Below are 15458 nucleotides of genomic sequence, written 5' to 3' on the forward strand. Positions count from 1 at the left end.
GTTGTAGCCCGCGGCGCAGACGTTACGAATGCGCCATGAGACCTAGCATCCGCGAACTGTCGCTGCCCGCGGCCGTCGTCATCTCGGCGGCGGCACTCACCGTGGTTCCGGCATCCGCGTCCGAGACCGTCACCGAGGCAAGTCCGAGTGAAGCCACTCAGGTCGTGGCTCCCGTGCCCGACCTGCAGTGGGGCGCGTGCGAGAACGCCGAGGAGCCCGCGCAGTGCACGACAGCGGACGTACCTCTCGACTACGACGAGCCCGACGGCGAGACGATCACGCTCAGCCTGATCAAGATTCCCGCAACCGATCCCGACAACAGGATCGGCTCGATGTTCTGGAACCCGGGCGGCCCGGGCGGCTCGGCCGTGGACTCGGCATCGATGCTGCCCCAGGCGCTCCCGGAGGAGGTCGCGTCCCGCTTCGACGTCATCGGCATCGACCCGCGCGGAGTCGGTGGCAGCGAGAAGCTCGAGTGTTCCAGGCCCGATGACGTCGAGGAGGTGCCGCGGCCGGACAAGCGCTATCCGGTCGGGGCCGAACAGATCGCGGCGAACCAGGCGTACGACGCGTACCTCGCCAAGATCTGTGCCGCGACGGCCGGGCCGATCATCGACAACATGTCGACGGCCGACACCGCGCGCGACATGGATCTCATCCGACAGGCCGTCGGCGACGAGAAGCTGACGTACTACGGCGTCTCGTACGGGACGTTCCTCGGCGCGGCGTACGCGAACATGTTCCCGGACCGGGTGCGCGCCGTTGTCACGGACAGTGTGGTCGACCCGGTCGAATGGCAGCAGGGTCGCGACGGCAACGGCGCCACGGAACCGATGACGACGCGCTTCGGCAGCGACGAGGGCCTGCAGGACACCTACGAGTACATGCTGGCCAAGTGCGACCAGGCCGGAATCCTCGCGTGCCCGCTGACCGGTAACGCGAAGGCGCGCTTCGAGCGGGTGCTGAAGAGCCTGCGTGACCAACCGATCGCACTTCCGGGCCTGAGCATCTCCGACCAGGAGCTGACGCTGCTCACCCACCAGCTGCTGTACAGCCCGGGCAACTACACCCTGTTGACCGGCATCGTGAAGGCGATCGACTTCCTCCGCTTCCCGTTCCAGCCGCCGGCGGCGCAGAACCGCGGTCAGAACGTCGATTCCGGTCGCGTACACGCGGCGCGACTCGACGCTCGCCAGGAGCTGGTGAAGCTGCTCGGCCAGGCGACGGACGAACTGCGAGAGCAGCCGTTGGGCATTCCGGTCATCGGCGACCTGCTGGATCTGCTGAAGCGCCAGCCGGCGTCGGCGTTCGAGGGAGTCGCGTGCACGGACGGGGAGAACCCGAGCGATCCGGAGGTCTGGACGAGCAATGCCGCCGAGACCGAGAAGGTCGCCCCGATGGGCATCCTCTGGAACTGGTACTCCTCGCCGTGCGCGCAGTGGCCGGGTTCGGACGAGGACGCGTACCACGGCACGTTCGACCACGAGCTGTCGACGCCGCTGCTCGTGCTGAACAACACCCACGATCCGGCGACGTCGCTCGCCTCGGCGCAAGGCCTGCACGAGGAGAGTCCCGGCTCGCGGCTGGTGACCGTCAACGGTGGTGGGCACGGCGTCATCGGGACGAGCGCGTGCGCGACCGAGATCACGGCCGCCTACCTGCTCGACCAGACCCTTCCCGAGGACGACGTCACGTGTGACGCCGACGCGGGTCCGTTCGGACTCGAGCCCTAGAAGGCCGGGTCGGCGTGGCGCGCGCGCCACGGCCGGGTCGTCCGTGGCCGCTGTTAAGGTCGAATCGTGCGGCAATATCTCGACCTCATGCAGCGGGTGCTCGACGACGGGGTCGCCAAGGGCGACCGCACCGGCACCGGTACGCGAAGCGTGTTCGGCCACCAGATGCGCTTCGACCTCGGTGCCGGTTTTCCCTTGGTGACAACGAAGAAGGTGCACGTACGCTCGGTCGTGGCGGAGCTCTTGTGGTTCCTGCGCGGCGACACCAACGTGAAGTGGCTGCACGACCACGGCGTCACCATCTGGGACGAGTGGGCAGACGAGTCCGGCGACCTCGGCCCGATCTACGGCTACCAGTGGCGCTCCTGGCCGGCGCCCGGCGGCCAACACCTCGATCAGTTGGCGCAGGTGATCGAGCAGCTCCGCACCGATCCCGACTCCCGACGCCATCTCGTCAGCGCGTGGAACGTCGCCGATCTCGACGCGATGGCGCTCGCTCCGTGCCACACGCTGTTCCAGTTCTACGTCGCCGAGGGGCGGCTGTCGCTGCAGCTGTACCAGCGCTCCGCCGACGTCTTCCTCGGCGTGCCGTTCAACATCGCGTCGTACGCCCTGCTGACGCAGATGGTCGCCCGGGTAACGGGGTTGGAGGTCGGCGACTTCGTGCACACGCTGGGTGATGCGCACCTGTACGTCAACCACCTCGACCAGGCGCGTATGCAGCTCGAGCGAGAGCCGCGGTCCCTGCCGACGCTGCGGCTCGACCCGTCCGTCACCACCATCGACGGCTTCGACGTCGAGTCGATCTCCGTCGAGGGGTACGACCCGCATCCGGGTATCAAGGCGCCGATTGCCGTATGACAGTCACTCTGCTCGCCGCGGTCGGCGAGAACGGCGTCATCGGCCGCGACGGCGGCCTCCCGTGGCACCTGCCCGGCGACCTCCCGCACGTGAAGCGCACGACGTTCGGCCACGTCGTGGTGATGGGCCGGCGCACGTACGACTCGATCGGCAAGCCGTTGCCCGGGCGTACGACCATCGTGGTGACGCGCAACCCCGACTGGGCGGCGGCGGGTGTCACGGCCTGCGCCGATATCGAGTCCGCGTTGCGCATCGCTGCAGAGTTCGACCCCGAGGTCTATGTGCTCGGTGGCGCCGAGATCTATCGCGTCGCAATGCCGTACGCCGATCGGCTGCTGATCAGCGAGGTGCCTCAGGCGCCCGACGGCGACACCTTCTTCCCGGAGATCGACGCTGAGCTGTGGGCAGAAACCGGCCGCGACCCGCGGGAGGGCTTCGACGTCGTCACGTACGAGCGTCGTCACTGAGTCTGCGGCAGCGATCCGAGCAGCTGACGTAGCTCGCCGGCAGTCGCGTCGGGTACGGCGTCGGATCCGAGCTCTTCAAGGCGAGCCAGCGCAGTGCGCCAATCTGCGTCCGCAGCGAGGCGGTCGCCGAGTTCGCGGTGGGCGATCCCACGAAGTCGGAGCGCGACGATCTCGTTGCTGACGTGGGAGGTCTCACGGAGGATTCGGACGGCGTCATCGAAGCTGGAGATCGCGTCGTCCCAGCGTTTCGCGGCCGACTGCACCTCGCCGAGGGTAACCAGGGTGGTTGCCAATCCACCGGAAGTTTCGTCGTCCTCGACTCGTTCGAGCTCGACCGCGTGTTGTGCCGCGTCGAGTGCCTCCGGAACGCGATCCAGCTCGAGGTAGGTCGTCGCCAGGTTGTTCAGCAAGGTGGCTCTCTCCACCGGGGAGCCTGTGCCCTCGAACTGCTCGAGCGCACGCAGGTACGCATGGGTCGCCTCGTCGAGTCGTCCGAGTTCGTGCAGGGCGATTCCGATGGCTATTTCGGCGTTGAGCCGTCCGTCGCGATGGTCGAGGTCGGCGAAGATGTCTCGTGCCCGCTCGAGGTGGTCGAGCGCCGCCACGGAGTCGGCGAGCAGTTCGCAGCAGCAACCCCAGAGGTAGGTACACGTACCCTCGACCACCGAATCACCGGTCCGGCGCGCGGCGACGGTGGCCGTGGCGAACAGCCCCACCCCCTCGCGCGCCGCGCCGGAGCGTCGCAGATAGGTGTACAGGTATGGCGTGGTCCGCGCGACCGTCTGGTCGTCGCCGTCGGCACTCGCATCGTCGAGCATGGCCCGGATCCCCGGCAAGTGCGCCGTCAACCAGGCGGACGCCTGCTCCGCCGTCGCGAACGCCGGTGGCTCCACGCCGCTTTCCGGTTCGGGGACCGAGTACTCGATGCGTGGCGGTTGCAGTCGGTACCGCGCGTTGCGGACCGAGTGCAGGTACCAGCTCCGCTGGCGGCGCACGGCCGCCAGGCTCACGTCCGCATCGTTGGTTGCGAGCTCGGCGGCGTACGCATGGGGCAGGTCGTGGATCTCGTACCAGCCGAATGCCACCTCGGTGAGCAGGTGTCGATCGGTGAGCCGGTCGAGCAGGCGCTCGGCGGTGCGCCCGTCGATCCCTCCGAGCGCCGCCGCCGCTCCGGTCGCGATCCTGTTATGGGGATGGCGACCCAGGAGCCGGAACATCCGGGCCGTGTCGCGGTCGAGGGCCTCGTAGGACCAGGAGAACACGGCGCGTACGTCGGTGAGGGGGTAATCGGCCCAGTCGGTGAGGGTGGCGAGCCGTTCGTGCTCGTTGCGGAGTCGTTCGTTGACCTCGGCGATGCGGTGGTGCCCGTCGCGCCCGGCGCGTTCGGCGGCGACCGTGAGCGCGACGGGAAGGTGTCCGCACAGGTCGGCGAGCTCGGCGAGCTCGGTCGTGGAGCTGTCGGCTCGGATGCCGAAGCGATCGGCGAGCAGGACGACCGCGTCGTCCGTCGGCATCGGGTCCACGGCGATTCGCTGTGCGCCATCACGGGAGACCAGCCCGCGGAGCTGGCTTCGACTCGTGACGATCGTCGTGGTGGACCCGCCGGCGAGCATCGGACGTACCTGGGTGGCCTCGCGGGCGTTGTCGAGAATGACGAGCGTGCGACGGCCGTTCAGCTCCGTGCGCAACATGGCGCTTCGGCTCTCGGTATCAGCGGGGATCTGTGATCCGGACAGTCCGAGACCGCGGAGCAGGGTGTCGAGCGCTTCGAGTGGTTCCACCGGCGCCCCGGGGCCGTATCCGCGTAGGTCGACGAACAGCTGCCCGTCGGGGAAATGGGCGTGGTTGCGGGACGCCCAGTGCACGGCCAGTGCCGTTTTGCCGACTCCGCCGGGGCCGTGCAGGGCGATCACCGGAGCTTCGCCGTCGGCGAGTATGGAGTCCAAAGCCGTGAGCTGCTCGTGCCGTCCGGTGAAACGGGCGACCGTCGGCGGGAGCTGGCGCGGCGCGGTCGGCTCGGGCTCGGTGTGTGCCGTCTCCTTGGTCAACAGCCCGTGGTGTACGCGTTGGAGTTCGGGGGACGGGTCGACGCCGAGTTCGTCGGCGAGTCGGGTTCGGAGGTCCTCGTAGCGTTCGAGTGCTTCGGCGGTGCGTCCGGCGTCGTCGAGTGCGGTCAGGAGCCGCATCCACAGGGTCTCGCGGAGGGGATGGCGTTCGATCAGGTTGCGCAGCATCGGCAGGTGTGCGGTCGCGTTGCCGTCGGACAGGTCGAGGTCGATGCGGCGTTCGACCGCCTGGAGGTGGCGTTCGGTCAGCTCGGGTACGAGCTGTTGCTCGATCCATTCCGACGGCGCCCCGCCGAACGGGTCGCCGTGCCAGAGCGCGAGTGCCTGGTCGAGCCGGGCGGCCTCGGTGTCTCGGGTGTCTGCGTCGGCGGACTCGGCGATGAGCTGCTCGAAACGCAGCAGGTCGACCGCAGCGGGCGACAGATCGAGGCGATAACCGGACCGTTCGGTCGTCACGACCCGGGTGCCGATTGCCCCGCGCAGCCGGGCGACGTACGTCTGCAGGCTGCCGCGGACGTTTTCGGGTGGGTCTTCTCCCCAGATGCCGCGGGACAGGGCGTCGAGGGACACGGCGCGCCCGGCGGACAGTGCGAGAACGACCAGCAGCGCGCTTACGCGCCGCCCGGACATGGTTGCCCGCTCGCCGTCGAGCAGGGCCTCGATCGTGCCGCTCAACCGGATCTCGACGTCTGTCACGGTTCCTCCGACGACCCCTCGTGTGCTGAATCAGGCTAGTGGTCCAGATCAGGTCCACGTCAATCGGCGGGAAGCTGACGCACCTACCGCGCCCAGGTGCGTACGACGTCCTCAGGTAAGAGCATCGCCGGCGGGCGCGTCGAGGCCGGCCAGTAGGCGGCGAAGATCGTCGCGTTGACCGGACGCCGGTGTCAACACGACGGGGACCGAGTCCTGACCCAGTTCGTCGAGCAGGTCGAGGGCAGTGGTCCAGTCGGTACGGGCAGCATCGATATCTCCCAACTCGCGGGCTGCGGCCCCGCGAAGCTGGAGCGTGACGACCTGCAATGCGAGATTTCCGTACGCAGTGCAGAGTCGAACGGCCTCGCCGAGTGTCTCGATCGCCTCGCTCCACCGTGAGTCTGCGGACTGGGCCTCGCCGAGCGTGATGTAGCACGCGGCGAGATCCTCCTTGAGGTTGTCTTCGTCGTCGGACGCTGCCGCCACGGCACGTAACGCCGCGTCCTTCGCTTCCTGTATTCGTCCGGACTCGAGATAGCCGGTCGCGAGGTTGTTCAATCCCGTCGCCAAGACTCGCTTGTTCGCGCCACGGTCTTCCCGGGTCGCCTCGGTCAGCGTTTCGATGGCTTCGTCGACGCGACCGAGCGTCGCGTAAGTGGCGCCGATCGCGATCTCCGATCCGAGCACGCCGTCCGCGTGCTCGAGTTGTGCGAACAACGCCCGCGCCTCCTCGTAGGCCGACAGGGCTGCCCCCTCGTCGCCGAGATGGGAGAGAAAGTGCCCGAGCTGGTGTCGGCACACGGCCTCGACGAGCCGATCGCCTTCGAGCCGGGCGCATTCGGCAGCGAGGGTGAGCAGCTCGACGGCCTCGCGCGTCGCTCCGATCTGTTTGAGGAACCGCGCGAGCGAGGGCGTCAGACGGGCGACGGCATCGTTGTCGCCGCTTTGGGCAGCGTCGACCAGTAACGATCTGAGGCAGCGTCGGTGTGCGAGGAGCCAGTCGGTGGCGCGCTCGGGCGAGTCGAACCGTGCCGGACTCGTGCCCCGTGCCGGGTCTGCCACGGCGTACGCGATCCACGACGTCGCCCGGGTGCCGATCGCGTTGCGGACCGAGTGGAGGTACCAGCTACGCAGCCGGCCAAGCGCATCGGCACTCTCATCGGGTTTGGCGGCAGCGAGCTCGGCGGCGTAGGCGTGCGACAGGTCGTGCACCTCGTACCAGCCCAGCGAGATCTCGCGCAGGAGGTGCCGGTCGGTGAGGCGGTCGAGGAGTCGCTCGGCGGTGCGGTCGTCGGCGCCGGCAAGGGCGGCGGCGGCTCCGGTGGCGATTCGCGAGTGCGGGTGCCGACCGAGGATCCGGAACATCCGGGCGGTGTCGTCGTCCAACGCCTCGTACGACCAGGAGAAGACCGCGCGTACGTCGGTGAGAGGGGTCGTCGGCCCAACCCGTCAGTGTGCCGAGCCGTTCGTGCTCGTTGCGGAGTCGTTCGTTGACCTCGGCGATGCGGTGGTGCCCGTCGCGCCCGGCGCGTTCGGCGGCGACCGTGAGCGCGACGGGAAGGTGTCCGCACAGGTCGGCGAGCTCGGCGAGCTCGGCGAGCTCGGTCGTGGAGCTGTCGGCTCGGATGCCGAAGCGATCGGCGAGCAGGACGACCGCGTCGTCCGTCGGCATCGGGTCCACGGCGATTCGCTGTGCGCCATCACGGGAGACCAGCCCGCGTAGCTGGCTGCGGCTCGTTACCAAGGTGGTGGTCGAGCCGCCCGCCAGCAGTGGGCGTACCTGGCTTGCTTCGCGGGCGTTGTCGAGGAGCAGCAGTGCCTGCCTGTTGCTGAGCTCGGTGCGCAGCAATGCGCTTCGGCTCTCGGTGTCGGCGGGGATCCGGTTGCCGGGTACGCCCATGCCGCGCAGGAGCGCATCGAGGGCGTCGAGCGGATCGACGGGCTCGCCCGGCCCGTATCCGCGTAGGTCCACGAACAGCTGACCGTCGGGGAAGTGGCCGTGGTTGCGGGACGCCCACTGCACGGCCAGTGCCGTCTTGCCGACCCCGCCCGGGCCGTGCAGGGCGACCAGGGACGAATCCGTCGCCGCCGAGTCCAGTGCAATCAGCTGGTCGGACCGCCCGGTGAATCCGCCGATCGCCGGGGGGAGCTGGCGCGGAGTCGCTGTCGTGGGGGTGGCCGCCGAGTCCTCGATCCGGGGCGGCTCCTTGGTCAACAGCTGCTGGTGTACGCGTTGGAGTTCGGGGGACGGGTCGACGCCGAGTTCGTCGGCGAGTCGGGTTCGGAGGTCCTCGTAGCGTTCGAGTGCTTCGGCGGTGCGTCCGGCGTCGTCGAGTGCGGTCAGGAGCCGCATCCACAGGGTCTCGCGGAGGGGATGGCGTTCGATCAGGTTGCGCAGCATCGGCAGGTGTGCGGTCGCGTTGCCGTCGGACAGGTCGAGGTCGATGCGGCGTTCGACCGCCTGGAGGTGGCGTTCGGTCAGCTCGGGTACGAGCTGTTGCTCGATCCATTCCGACGGCGCCCCGCCGAACGGGTCGCCGTGCCAGAGGGCGAGTGCCTGATCGAGCCGGGCGCTCTCGGTGTCGGGGTCATCGGCCTCGGACGACTCCGTGACGAGACGCTCGAACTGCAGCAGGTCGACGGCGTCGGCAGGTATGTCGAGGCGGTAGCCGGTCTCCTCGGTGGCCACCCGCTCGGCACCGACGACGCGGCGAAGCCGGCCGACGTAGGTCTGCAGGCTGCCGCGTACCCGCTCGGGCGGATCGTCGCCCCAGACCCCGCGAGAAAGGGTGTCGACCGGCACCGACCGACCGGCGGACAACGCGAGCATCACCAACAGCGCACGAACCCGACGTCCCGGAATCGCCACGGGCTCGCCGTCGCGCAGGACCTCGATCGTGCCACTCAACCGGATTCCGACGTCCGCCACAGCGCCTCCGACGACCCCTCGTGCCTGCCAACCTTAGTGGTCTAGACGTCCAGTTCGTCAATGGACAGCGCACTGGAATACCCGTCGCGCGGGCCGCGAGCTTCGCCGTCCGCGTCGCCCCAGCCGTCGTCATCGTCATCGCCGTCGCCGGCGAACTGCTTCGGGCCGGAGGCGAGCAGGCTCCGGGTGAGCGACTCGCGGTCGGAGAGCAGCTCGTCGAGCGCGTCTGACAGGTGTACGTCGCAGGGCTCGGCGTCGACGATGGCCGCGTCGAGCACCGCGCGGCGGATGAGCTCCTTCGCGAACGACGCCGTGACATCCTCGGCGCGCTCGGCCGCCGCACCGAGCGCCTCCGCGCTGAACGCCAACCCCTCGGCGTACAACGCGAACAATTCCCGGCGCGCCCGCTCGTCGGGCAGCGGGATCTCGACCGCGAGGTCGACCCGCCCCGGACGCTGGGCGAGAGCACGCTCGAGGAGGTCGACGCGGTTGGTGGTCAGCAGGAACGTCACATCGGCGTCGCCGTCGAGCCCGTCCAACGCCTCGAGCACCTCGAACAGCGTGGTCTCGGGACCGTCGTCGAGGTCGCGGTCCTGCGCGATCAGATCGCAGTCCTCGAGCACGATGATCGCCGGCTGCATCGCCCGCGCGATCCTGGTCGCCTCGCCGATCAGCGCCAAGGATCCGCCGGCAAGCATGATCGCCGTCGTGCCGTCCGTGCGGGTCAGGAGGTGGCGCACCGTATGTGTCTTGCCGGTGCCGGGCGGCCCGTACAGGAGGATGCCGCGCTTGAGGTGCTGTCCGGCGGCGAGCATGCGGTCGCGATGGTCGCCGAGCTGTACGACGTGGCGTGCCAGCCGTTCGAGGGTGCCGTCGGGCAGGATCACGTCTGCCGCCGCGATGTCGGGACGTCGGTGGAACGTGATGCCGCCGAGGGTCGCCTCGTACTCGTCGCCGGTGAACGTCATCAGCTGCCCGCGCAGCACGCTTCGCTCGATCATCCGGCGGCGGACGTCCTGTAGCAGCCGGGTCACGACCTCGCGGTCCGCCGCGACCACCTCGAGGGTTGCCGTGTCCGCTCCCCACTCGCGGGCGGCGTCTCGCTGCAGGATCGCGACGCGCGCACCGTCGTACGTGAACAGGTGGATTCCGCGGGCGACGACCTGACGTTCGGCGTCCGGCCCGGTCGGCAGGCTCACGTAGTCGACCGCACCGAGGTCCAACCGGCCGATGCCGCCGCGCAGGATCGTCGCGAACGACGCCTCCGGCAGGTCCGGCGGACCGGCGAGGCCGATCACGTCGTGACCGTCGGCGGCGATCGCTGCGATCGCGAGATCGGCGTCGACCAACCGCGGTCGCGAGAGCGACTCCTTGACGACGGGGAGCTCGCGGGCGTCGTGGCCGAGGTGGTCACTGATGCGCTCGGTCAGCGGCGAGACGCGTGGCTCACGGCCGTCGAAGTCTCGTACGACCTGGTCGAGGAATCGTTTGTAGGTGGCGATGAAGTCGTTGGTGTCGGTCACGGGCCAACCCTGCCAGGCGGGTGCCGATCGGTCGCGCGGATTTCACGCGCAGGAGGTTCGGGCTTCCCTCGCAGGCGGGAGGGCGGGCGGGCCCGGTGGCCCGAGGCTGGTGGTAGTCAACCGGACGAGGAGACCAGATGACGACCACCGCCCCGCCCCGGCAGCGGCCGCGTACCACCGGCCGGCCTGTTCCACGCTGGGCAGTGATCGCCGCGCACGTCGCTGCACTCACGCCCGTGCTGTCGTCGCTGTGGCGGCTGCCGCTGATGTTCGGTATCGCGATGGGCATGGACGACGCGTTCATGGACGACATGATGAGCCACCCGCTCTGGGCGCGGGCGGCATACCTGGTCGGCCTCGGCATGCTGTCGGACGGGCTGGCGTTTCTGACGATTGGTCTCGTCCGCCCGTGGGGCGAGGTGTTTCCCCGCTGGGTGCCGGTCCTGTGCGGGCGGCGGATTCCCGTACTCGCGGTGGTCGTGCCCGCGGTCATCGGCGGCCTCGCCGCGACGATGGTGTTCACGGTCGCGGGACCGCTGGGCTGGCCGGGCAACTTCGACGGCGTCGACGGCTGGACCGTCATGATGACCGCGTGCTATGCGCCGTTGGTGTTGTGGGGACCGCTGGTTCTCGCAGTCACCTTCTCGTATTGGCGTCGGCGCCGCGCCTGAGCCACCCCGCCCCGTGAGCGTGACGTTTCAGCCCTGCCGGATCGAACCGGCAGGGCTGAAACGTCACGCTCACGGGGCGGGATTCTTCGAAAAGTCGCGTCATAGCGGTCACCAGCCCGCGTCTCACCGGTGAATCGACCATCTCGGATGAGGAGGCGCCCGATGCGCACCATGACGCGCAGCACCGCTCAGCTCGACCCGAACACTCAGTTCGATGTGAACGACAAGCTCTCGTACCTGCTGATCGGCGGCGGGGCGCTGACCCTGGTCCTCGCCGTCGTTGCGGCGATCACGGTCTAGGACACCGGAGGGTCCGACGTACGGTCCGTGAGCCGACTCGGGTGTTCACGGCCCGTACGCCGACCCTCATGCCCACGGCGGGGAACCGGAGAGCGGCTGAGTACGCTCTCCTCGTGCCAGACCCACAGGTGCCGCCGATCGGCGTGTCCGCGCTCATCCGATTCGCCGGGGAGATCGGAATGCTCGCGGCGCTCGCGTACGTCGGTGCCGTCCTGGCGGACGGCGTCCTGGCGGTCGCGTCGGCGGTCGTCCTGCCGGTTGCCGCTGCAACGGCGTGGGGTGCGTTCGTCGGCCCGCGCGCGAACCGGCGATGGCCGGATCCGGCCCGGCTGCTGCTCGAGCTCGTGCTGTTCGGCGCAGCGTGCGCCGGGCTCGTCGTGTCCGGAGCCTGGCCCTGGGCGGTGGCGCTCGCCGTGGCGTACGCCTTGGGCCTCCCGCACAGGCGGGCCGAGGCGAAAGGTCACAACAGCAGGGCGAGCTGATGCGACTCGGCGACGAGCGTGCCCGCTTCGTCCCAGAGCTCGAAGTTCTCGTCGTGGTAGCCGTCGCGTACGAATCGGGTCGAGTGCCGGCACGCGAGCCATCCGGGTGCAGGCGTCGCGTGGATGTACACCGTGAGCTGGACCGTTGCCGGGTTGAGCTCGCCGATCTCGAGTACGGCCGGCGCATACCCGTCGACCATGAAGGAGAGCGCGTACGGGTCGATTGCCCGGCCGCCCTCCAGCCGCATCCAGAACTCGCCCGACGGAGCGCCCGACGGCTTGCCGAGCGCCCAGCCCGGTGGAGACGCGAGCCGGTACTCCGAGCGCTGCAGGATGCTCATTCCTGCGAAGACGCTGGACGCGTCGGGGTCGAAGCACTCCTCGACAGGTGGCAGCGACGGAGGCTCGACGAACGTCTCGGATCGGCCCGCAGCCCGGTCGCGGTCGACGAAGCTTCCCACGAGATGCGCGATCGGTACGCCGTTCTGCTCGAGCGTCGCCTGCCCCGTCGCGACCGACCTGCCGGCGCGCAGCGTCGACGTGCGGATCTGCGCCTCGCCCGGTGCGCCGGGCTTCAGGAACGACACCGAACAGGTCAACGGATCTGATTGCGGCATCGTCGCGCCGAGCGTACGCAGCAGCAGGGCGGTGAGATAGCCGCCGTTGGGCGTCTTGTTCGCGGTGGTCCACCGGTCGGTGACCTCTGCGCGGAACAGGCCGGGTTCGACCGGCTCGGCGGTCGTGTCGACGTCGAAGGGATGCTCGCTCACCGGACCATCCTGTACGAGCCGCGCAATCTGTCAGCACGCGCCCCTGACCGTGTCGATCCCCTCGCAGAGGCGAGAGGAGCAGCACGGTCAGGGGCGATACCGGGTCTGGCTGAACCGCTCGCCGCGCCCGAACGCGAGGATCTTCGACGGCCGTACGCCGAACACCGGCACCGACCCGCTCTCGACGTTGGGTGCGCTGCCGTCGGGTCGGTGCCGGAACCCGTCATCGTCGACGTCGTAGGGCCAGTCCAGCTCCGCCGCCCACATCTCGGCGAGGCGCGTCAGCCTCGCCCGATCGGTGACTCGTTCGGCCCGGCCCTCCACGACCAGGTCGAGGCCGTGGCGATACGCGTTGTTTCCCGTGGTGAGCACGCAGTGCGGGTTGCGTACGAGGTTGCGTCCCTTCTGCTCCTCGAGCCCGGTGGTGAAGTGCAGCGCGCCATCGAGCCACCTGGCCGGAAGTGGCGTCACGTGGGGGCTGCCGTTGGCCCGCACGGTCGAGATCCAGAAGATCTCGGCCCGCCGAAGGGCGTCCACGACGTCCGCCCACGGCGTCGCCGTGGCACCTGGGCTGCTGAAGTCGGGATGGAGCTCGGGGGTGAGTTCTCTCGTGGTGTTCATGAGGTACCTCGCGGGGTCGTGGGTCGTCGGTCGGTTGCGGGCTGTCGCCGTTACTCGTCGAACATCGAACGCCCCGTCGTGATCAGGTGTTTGAGGCTGTCGTTGATCACGCCGTCCCATCCCCGCGAGCAGGCGTTGAAACACTCCTTGGCCTCCGACAACCCTTCGTGGGTGAAGCGAAGGCGCGTGCCGTCGCCGTCGGGGGCGAGCTCGAACACGACCCGGGTGCCGTCCCACTCCGCGGGGTCGTCGACGAACGTCGTGCGGGACTCGAGGACGTCCCACACGACCCGCTGGCCGGGCACGACCTCGCCGACGCGGAAATGACTCATCAGGGCACTGTCTCGGTAGACGAACTCGTCGCCCTCGTGTTCGGAGTCACCAGTCGTGCTCGGGCTCCAGTATCCGCGGACGTCCGCGATCGCGCGGACGACGTCGTCGACCGGCACGTCGACGGTGTACTCGGTGGTATAGCTGCCCTTCTGCATTGATCTGCCTTCCTGGTCGAAGTGTGTTGTCGCCCCACCGACGAACAGACTCGGCTCAGATCGACAGGTCGCTCAAGCAGAATCGAGCTCGTCGCGTCGGAGCGCCAGGTAGCGGCGTTCGGCCTCGGTCGGTACGAGCAGCAGCGCCTGCTCATACGCCGCCGTGGCCTCGGTGATCCGACCGGCCCGGCGAAGCAGGTCGGCGCGAGTGGCGGGGAGCAGGTAGTAGCCGTCCAGACTGCCGGACCCGGCGAGCTCGTCGACCAGGTCGAGTCCGGCAGCGATGCCCTCCGTCATGGCGACCGCGACCGCGTGGTTCAGCTCCACCACGGGCGACGGCGACAGCGCCGAGAGGCGTTCGTACAGTGCCGCGATCTGCGACCAGTCGGTGTGCTCGGCGTCCGGTGCGGTGGCATGACAGGCGGTGATCGCGGCCTGCACCTGGTAGGGCCCGGAACGCCGCTCGGCCAGCGCCCGGTCGAGTACGGCGACGCCTTCGGTGATCAGGTCGGCGTCCCACCGGGATCGGTCCTGCTGCTCGAGGGTCACCAGAACGCCGTCCTTCGTGCGCGCGCTCCGCCGCGACTCGTTCAGCAGCATCAGCGCCAACAGGCCGCGCGGCTCGGGCTCGGCCGGCATCAGTCGCACGAGGATCCGCGCCTGATGGATCGCCTCCGCTGCCAGGTCGCGGGCGCCGTCGGGCTCGTCGTGGCCCTGGTTGAAGATCAGGTAGAGCACGGCCAACACGGCGTGCAGCCGCTCCGGTAGCTGGTCGGCAGGCGGGACCCGGTAGGGGATGCCCGCATCGGCGATCGTGCGCTTCGCCCGCACCAGGCGCTGCGCCATGGTGGGCTCGGCGACGAGCAGTGCGCGAGCGATCTCTGCGGTGGTCAGCCCCGCCAGCGTACGCAGCGTCAGCGCCACCCTGGCCTCGAACGCCAGCGCCGGATGGCAACAGGTGAAGATCAGCCGCAGCCGGTCGTCGGGGATCTCGTGTGGCGTCGGCTCGGCGCGGTGGCGGGCCAGCACGGCGAGCTCGCGCAGCTTCGCCCGGCCGGTCGCATCGCGCCGCACCCGGTCGGTCGCCCGGTTGCGGGCCACCGTGGTGAGCCACCCGCCCGGCCGGTCTGGAACGCCGTCGCGGGGCCACGCCGACAGTGCGCTCGCGAACGCCTCCTGGGCGCAGTCCTCGGCGAGGTCCCAGTCGCCCGTGACCCTGATCAGGGTCGCGACCACCTGCCCCCAGTCGTCGCGGTACGCCGAGGCGACCGCAGCGCCGACGGGATCCTCGGACTCGGTCATTCCCAGATCGGGCGGATCTCGACGCTGCCCCGCTGGGCGTACGGGTGCCCGGCCGCGATCTCGATCGCTTCGTCCAGGTCGTCGCAGTCGATGGCCGTGATGCCGCCGACGAAATCCTTGGTCTCGACGAAGGGGCCGTCGGAGATCATCGTCTCGCCGTCGCGTACCCGCACCGTCGTCGCCTCGGCGCTCGGTCGCAGCCGCGCGCCGAAGAGCTGCGGGCCACGGCGCTCCAGCCACGCCTGGTACGCCGGATCGGCGCGGATCTCCTCCATGCTCGGCGGCCGCGATTCGTCGTCACAGATGAGCAGGACGTACTTCATGCGAGCCAGTGTGCCGCAAACCGCCGACAGCACCTCCGGATCCGACGAACCGGCGCCGGCAGGCCCGGAATCTCGGCCTTCTCGGGACCGGGCGAAGAAACTTTGCAGAAAGTTGTAACGCTTCCGTAGGGACGGACGATGTATCAATTGTCCCGGTGCTGTCCGGGCCCCCGAGCGGACAGCACCGGGACTGTCAATGTCCGGGCAGGTTCGGGTCCGCACCAGT

15 protein-coding genes are annotated in these 15458 nt (G+C 69.4%); 6 read left to right on the top strand and 9 right to left on the bottom strand.

Annotated features, from left to right (window positions below; all coding sequences use genetic code 11):
- Positions 1-35: 35 nt before the first annotated feature.
- The 3 genes from L0C25_RS18585 to L0C25_RS18595 all read left to right on the top strand — a co-directional run bounded on the left by L0C25_RS18585 (position 36) and on the right by L0C25_RS18595 (position 3061).
- Positions 36-1733, top strand: coding sequence for an alpha/beta hydrolase (locus L0C25_RS18585; protein WP_271633235.1), 1698 nt, complete (start codon positions 36-38; stop codon positions 1731-1733).
- Between the two features lie 66 nt (positions 1734-1799).
- On the top strand, positions 1800-2594 hold the full coding sequence (locus tag L0C25_RS18590) for a thymidylate synthase (protein WP_271633237.1): 795 nt from the start codon (positions 1800-1802) through the stop codon (positions 2592-2594).
- Positions 2591-3061, top strand: a complete 471-nt coding sequence (locus L0C25_RS18595; protein ID WP_271633238.1) for a dihydrofolate reductase — start codon at positions 2591-2593, stop codon at positions 3059-3061. The genes L0C25_RS18590 and L0C25_RS18595 overlap by 4 nt, the downstream gene beginning before the upstream one ends.
- On the opposite strand, the gene L0C25_RS18600 is transcribed toward L0C25_RS18595, so the two are convergent.
- The 4 genes from L0C25_RS18600 to L0C25_RS18615 all read right to left on the bottom strand — a co-directional run bounded on the left by L0C25_RS18600 (position 3055) and on the right by L0C25_RS18615 (position 10275).
- Complete coding sequence (locus L0C25_RS18600) at positions 3055-5823, bottom strand: AfsR/SARP family transcriptional regulator (RefSeq protein WP_271633239.1); 2769 nt, start codon at positions 5821-5823, stop codon at positions 3055-3057. The two genes, L0C25_RS18595 and L0C25_RS18600, sit on opposite strands and share 7 nt — an antisense overlap.
- Positions 5824-5934: 111 nt before the next feature.
- Complete coding sequence (locus L0C25_RS18605; protein ID WP_271633240.1) at positions 5935-7035, bottom strand: tetratricopeptide repeat protein; 1101 nt, start codon at positions 7033-7035, stop codon at positions 5935-5937.
- On the bottom strand, positions 6980-8752 hold the full coding sequence (locus L0C25_RS18610; RefSeq protein ID WP_271633242.1) for an AfsR/SARP family transcriptional regulator: 1773 nt from the start codon (positions 8750-8752) through the stop codon (positions 6980-6982). The genes L0C25_RS18605 and L0C25_RS18610 overlap by 56 nt, the downstream gene beginning before the upstream one ends.
- A gap of 41 nt (positions 8753-8793) precedes the next feature.
- Positions 8794-10275, bottom strand: a complete 1482-nt coding sequence (locus tag L0C25_RS18615) for an AAA family ATPase (protein ID WP_271633244.1) — start codon at positions 10273-10275, stop codon at positions 8794-8796.
- Positions 10276-10412: 137 nt separating this feature from the next.
- Here L0C25_RS18615 and L0C25_RS18620 point away from each other — a divergent pair, with 137 nt between their 5' ends.
- The 3 genes from L0C25_RS18620 to L0C25_RS18630 all read left to right on the top strand — a co-directional run bounded on the left by L0C25_RS18620 (position 10413) and on the right by L0C25_RS18630 (position 11728).
- Complete coding sequence (locus tag L0C25_RS18620; RefSeq protein ID WP_271633245.1) at positions 10413-10946, top strand: hypothetical protein; 534 nt, start codon at positions 10413-10415, stop codon at positions 10944-10946.
- Positions 10947-11108: 162 nt separating this feature from the next.
- Complete coding sequence (locus L0C25_RS18625; RefSeq protein ID WP_271633247.1) at positions 11109-11246, top strand: hypothetical protein; 138 nt, start codon at positions 11109-11111, stop codon at positions 11244-11246.
- A gap of 113 nt (positions 11247-11359) precedes the next feature.
- Positions 11360-11728 (top strand): YrdB family protein, encoded by a 369-nt coding sequence (locus L0C25_RS18630; RefSeq protein ID WP_271633248.1) that lies wholly within the window; start codon positions 11360-11362, stop codon positions 11726-11728.
- Here the strand turns inward: L0C25_RS18630 and L0C25_RS18635 are convergent.
- The 5 genes from L0C25_RS18635 to L0C25_RS18655 all read right to left on the bottom strand — a co-directional run bounded on the left by L0C25_RS18635 (position 11707) and on the right by L0C25_RS18655 (position 15232).
- Entirely contained in the window at positions 11707-12498 is a 792-nt protein-coding gene (locus L0C25_RS18635) for a thioesterase family protein (RefSeq protein ID WP_271633250.1), read from the bottom strand. The genes L0C25_RS18630 and L0C25_RS18635 overlap by 22 nt on opposite strands.
- 87 nt (positions 12499-12585) lie before the next feature.
- The gene (locus tag L0C25_RS18640; RefSeq protein WP_271633251.1) at positions 12586-13119 is read right to left on the bottom strand and encodes a pyridoxamine 5'-phosphate oxidase family protein; all 534 of its coding nucleotides are present in this window, start codon (positions 13117-13119) and stop codon (positions 12586-12588) included.
- 50 nt (positions 13120-13169) lie between these two features.
- Positions 13170-13607 (bottom strand): SRPBCC family protein, encoded by a 438-nt coding sequence (locus tag L0C25_RS18645; RefSeq protein ID WP_271633252.1) that lies wholly within the window; start codon positions 13605-13607, stop codon positions 13170-13172.
- A 72-nt stretch (positions 13608-13679) separates the two neighbouring features.
- Entirely contained in the window at positions 13680-14909 is a 1230-nt protein-coding gene (locus L0C25_RS18650; protein ID WP_271633253.1) for an RNA polymerase sigma factor, read from the bottom strand.
- Entirely contained in the window at positions 14906-15232 is a 327-nt protein-coding gene (locus tag L0C25_RS18655; protein WP_271633254.1) for a YciI family protein, read from the bottom strand. Before L0C25_RS18655 ends, L0C25_RS18650 begins: the two co-directional genes overlap by 4 nt.
- Between the last annotated feature and the right edge of the window lie 226 nt (positions 15233-15458).

It is taken from the genome of Solicola gregarius, assembly GCF_025790165.1.
Classification (GTDB): domain Bacteria; phylum Actinomycetota; class Actinomycetes; order Propionibacteriales; family Nocardioidaceae; genus Solicola; species Solicola gregarius.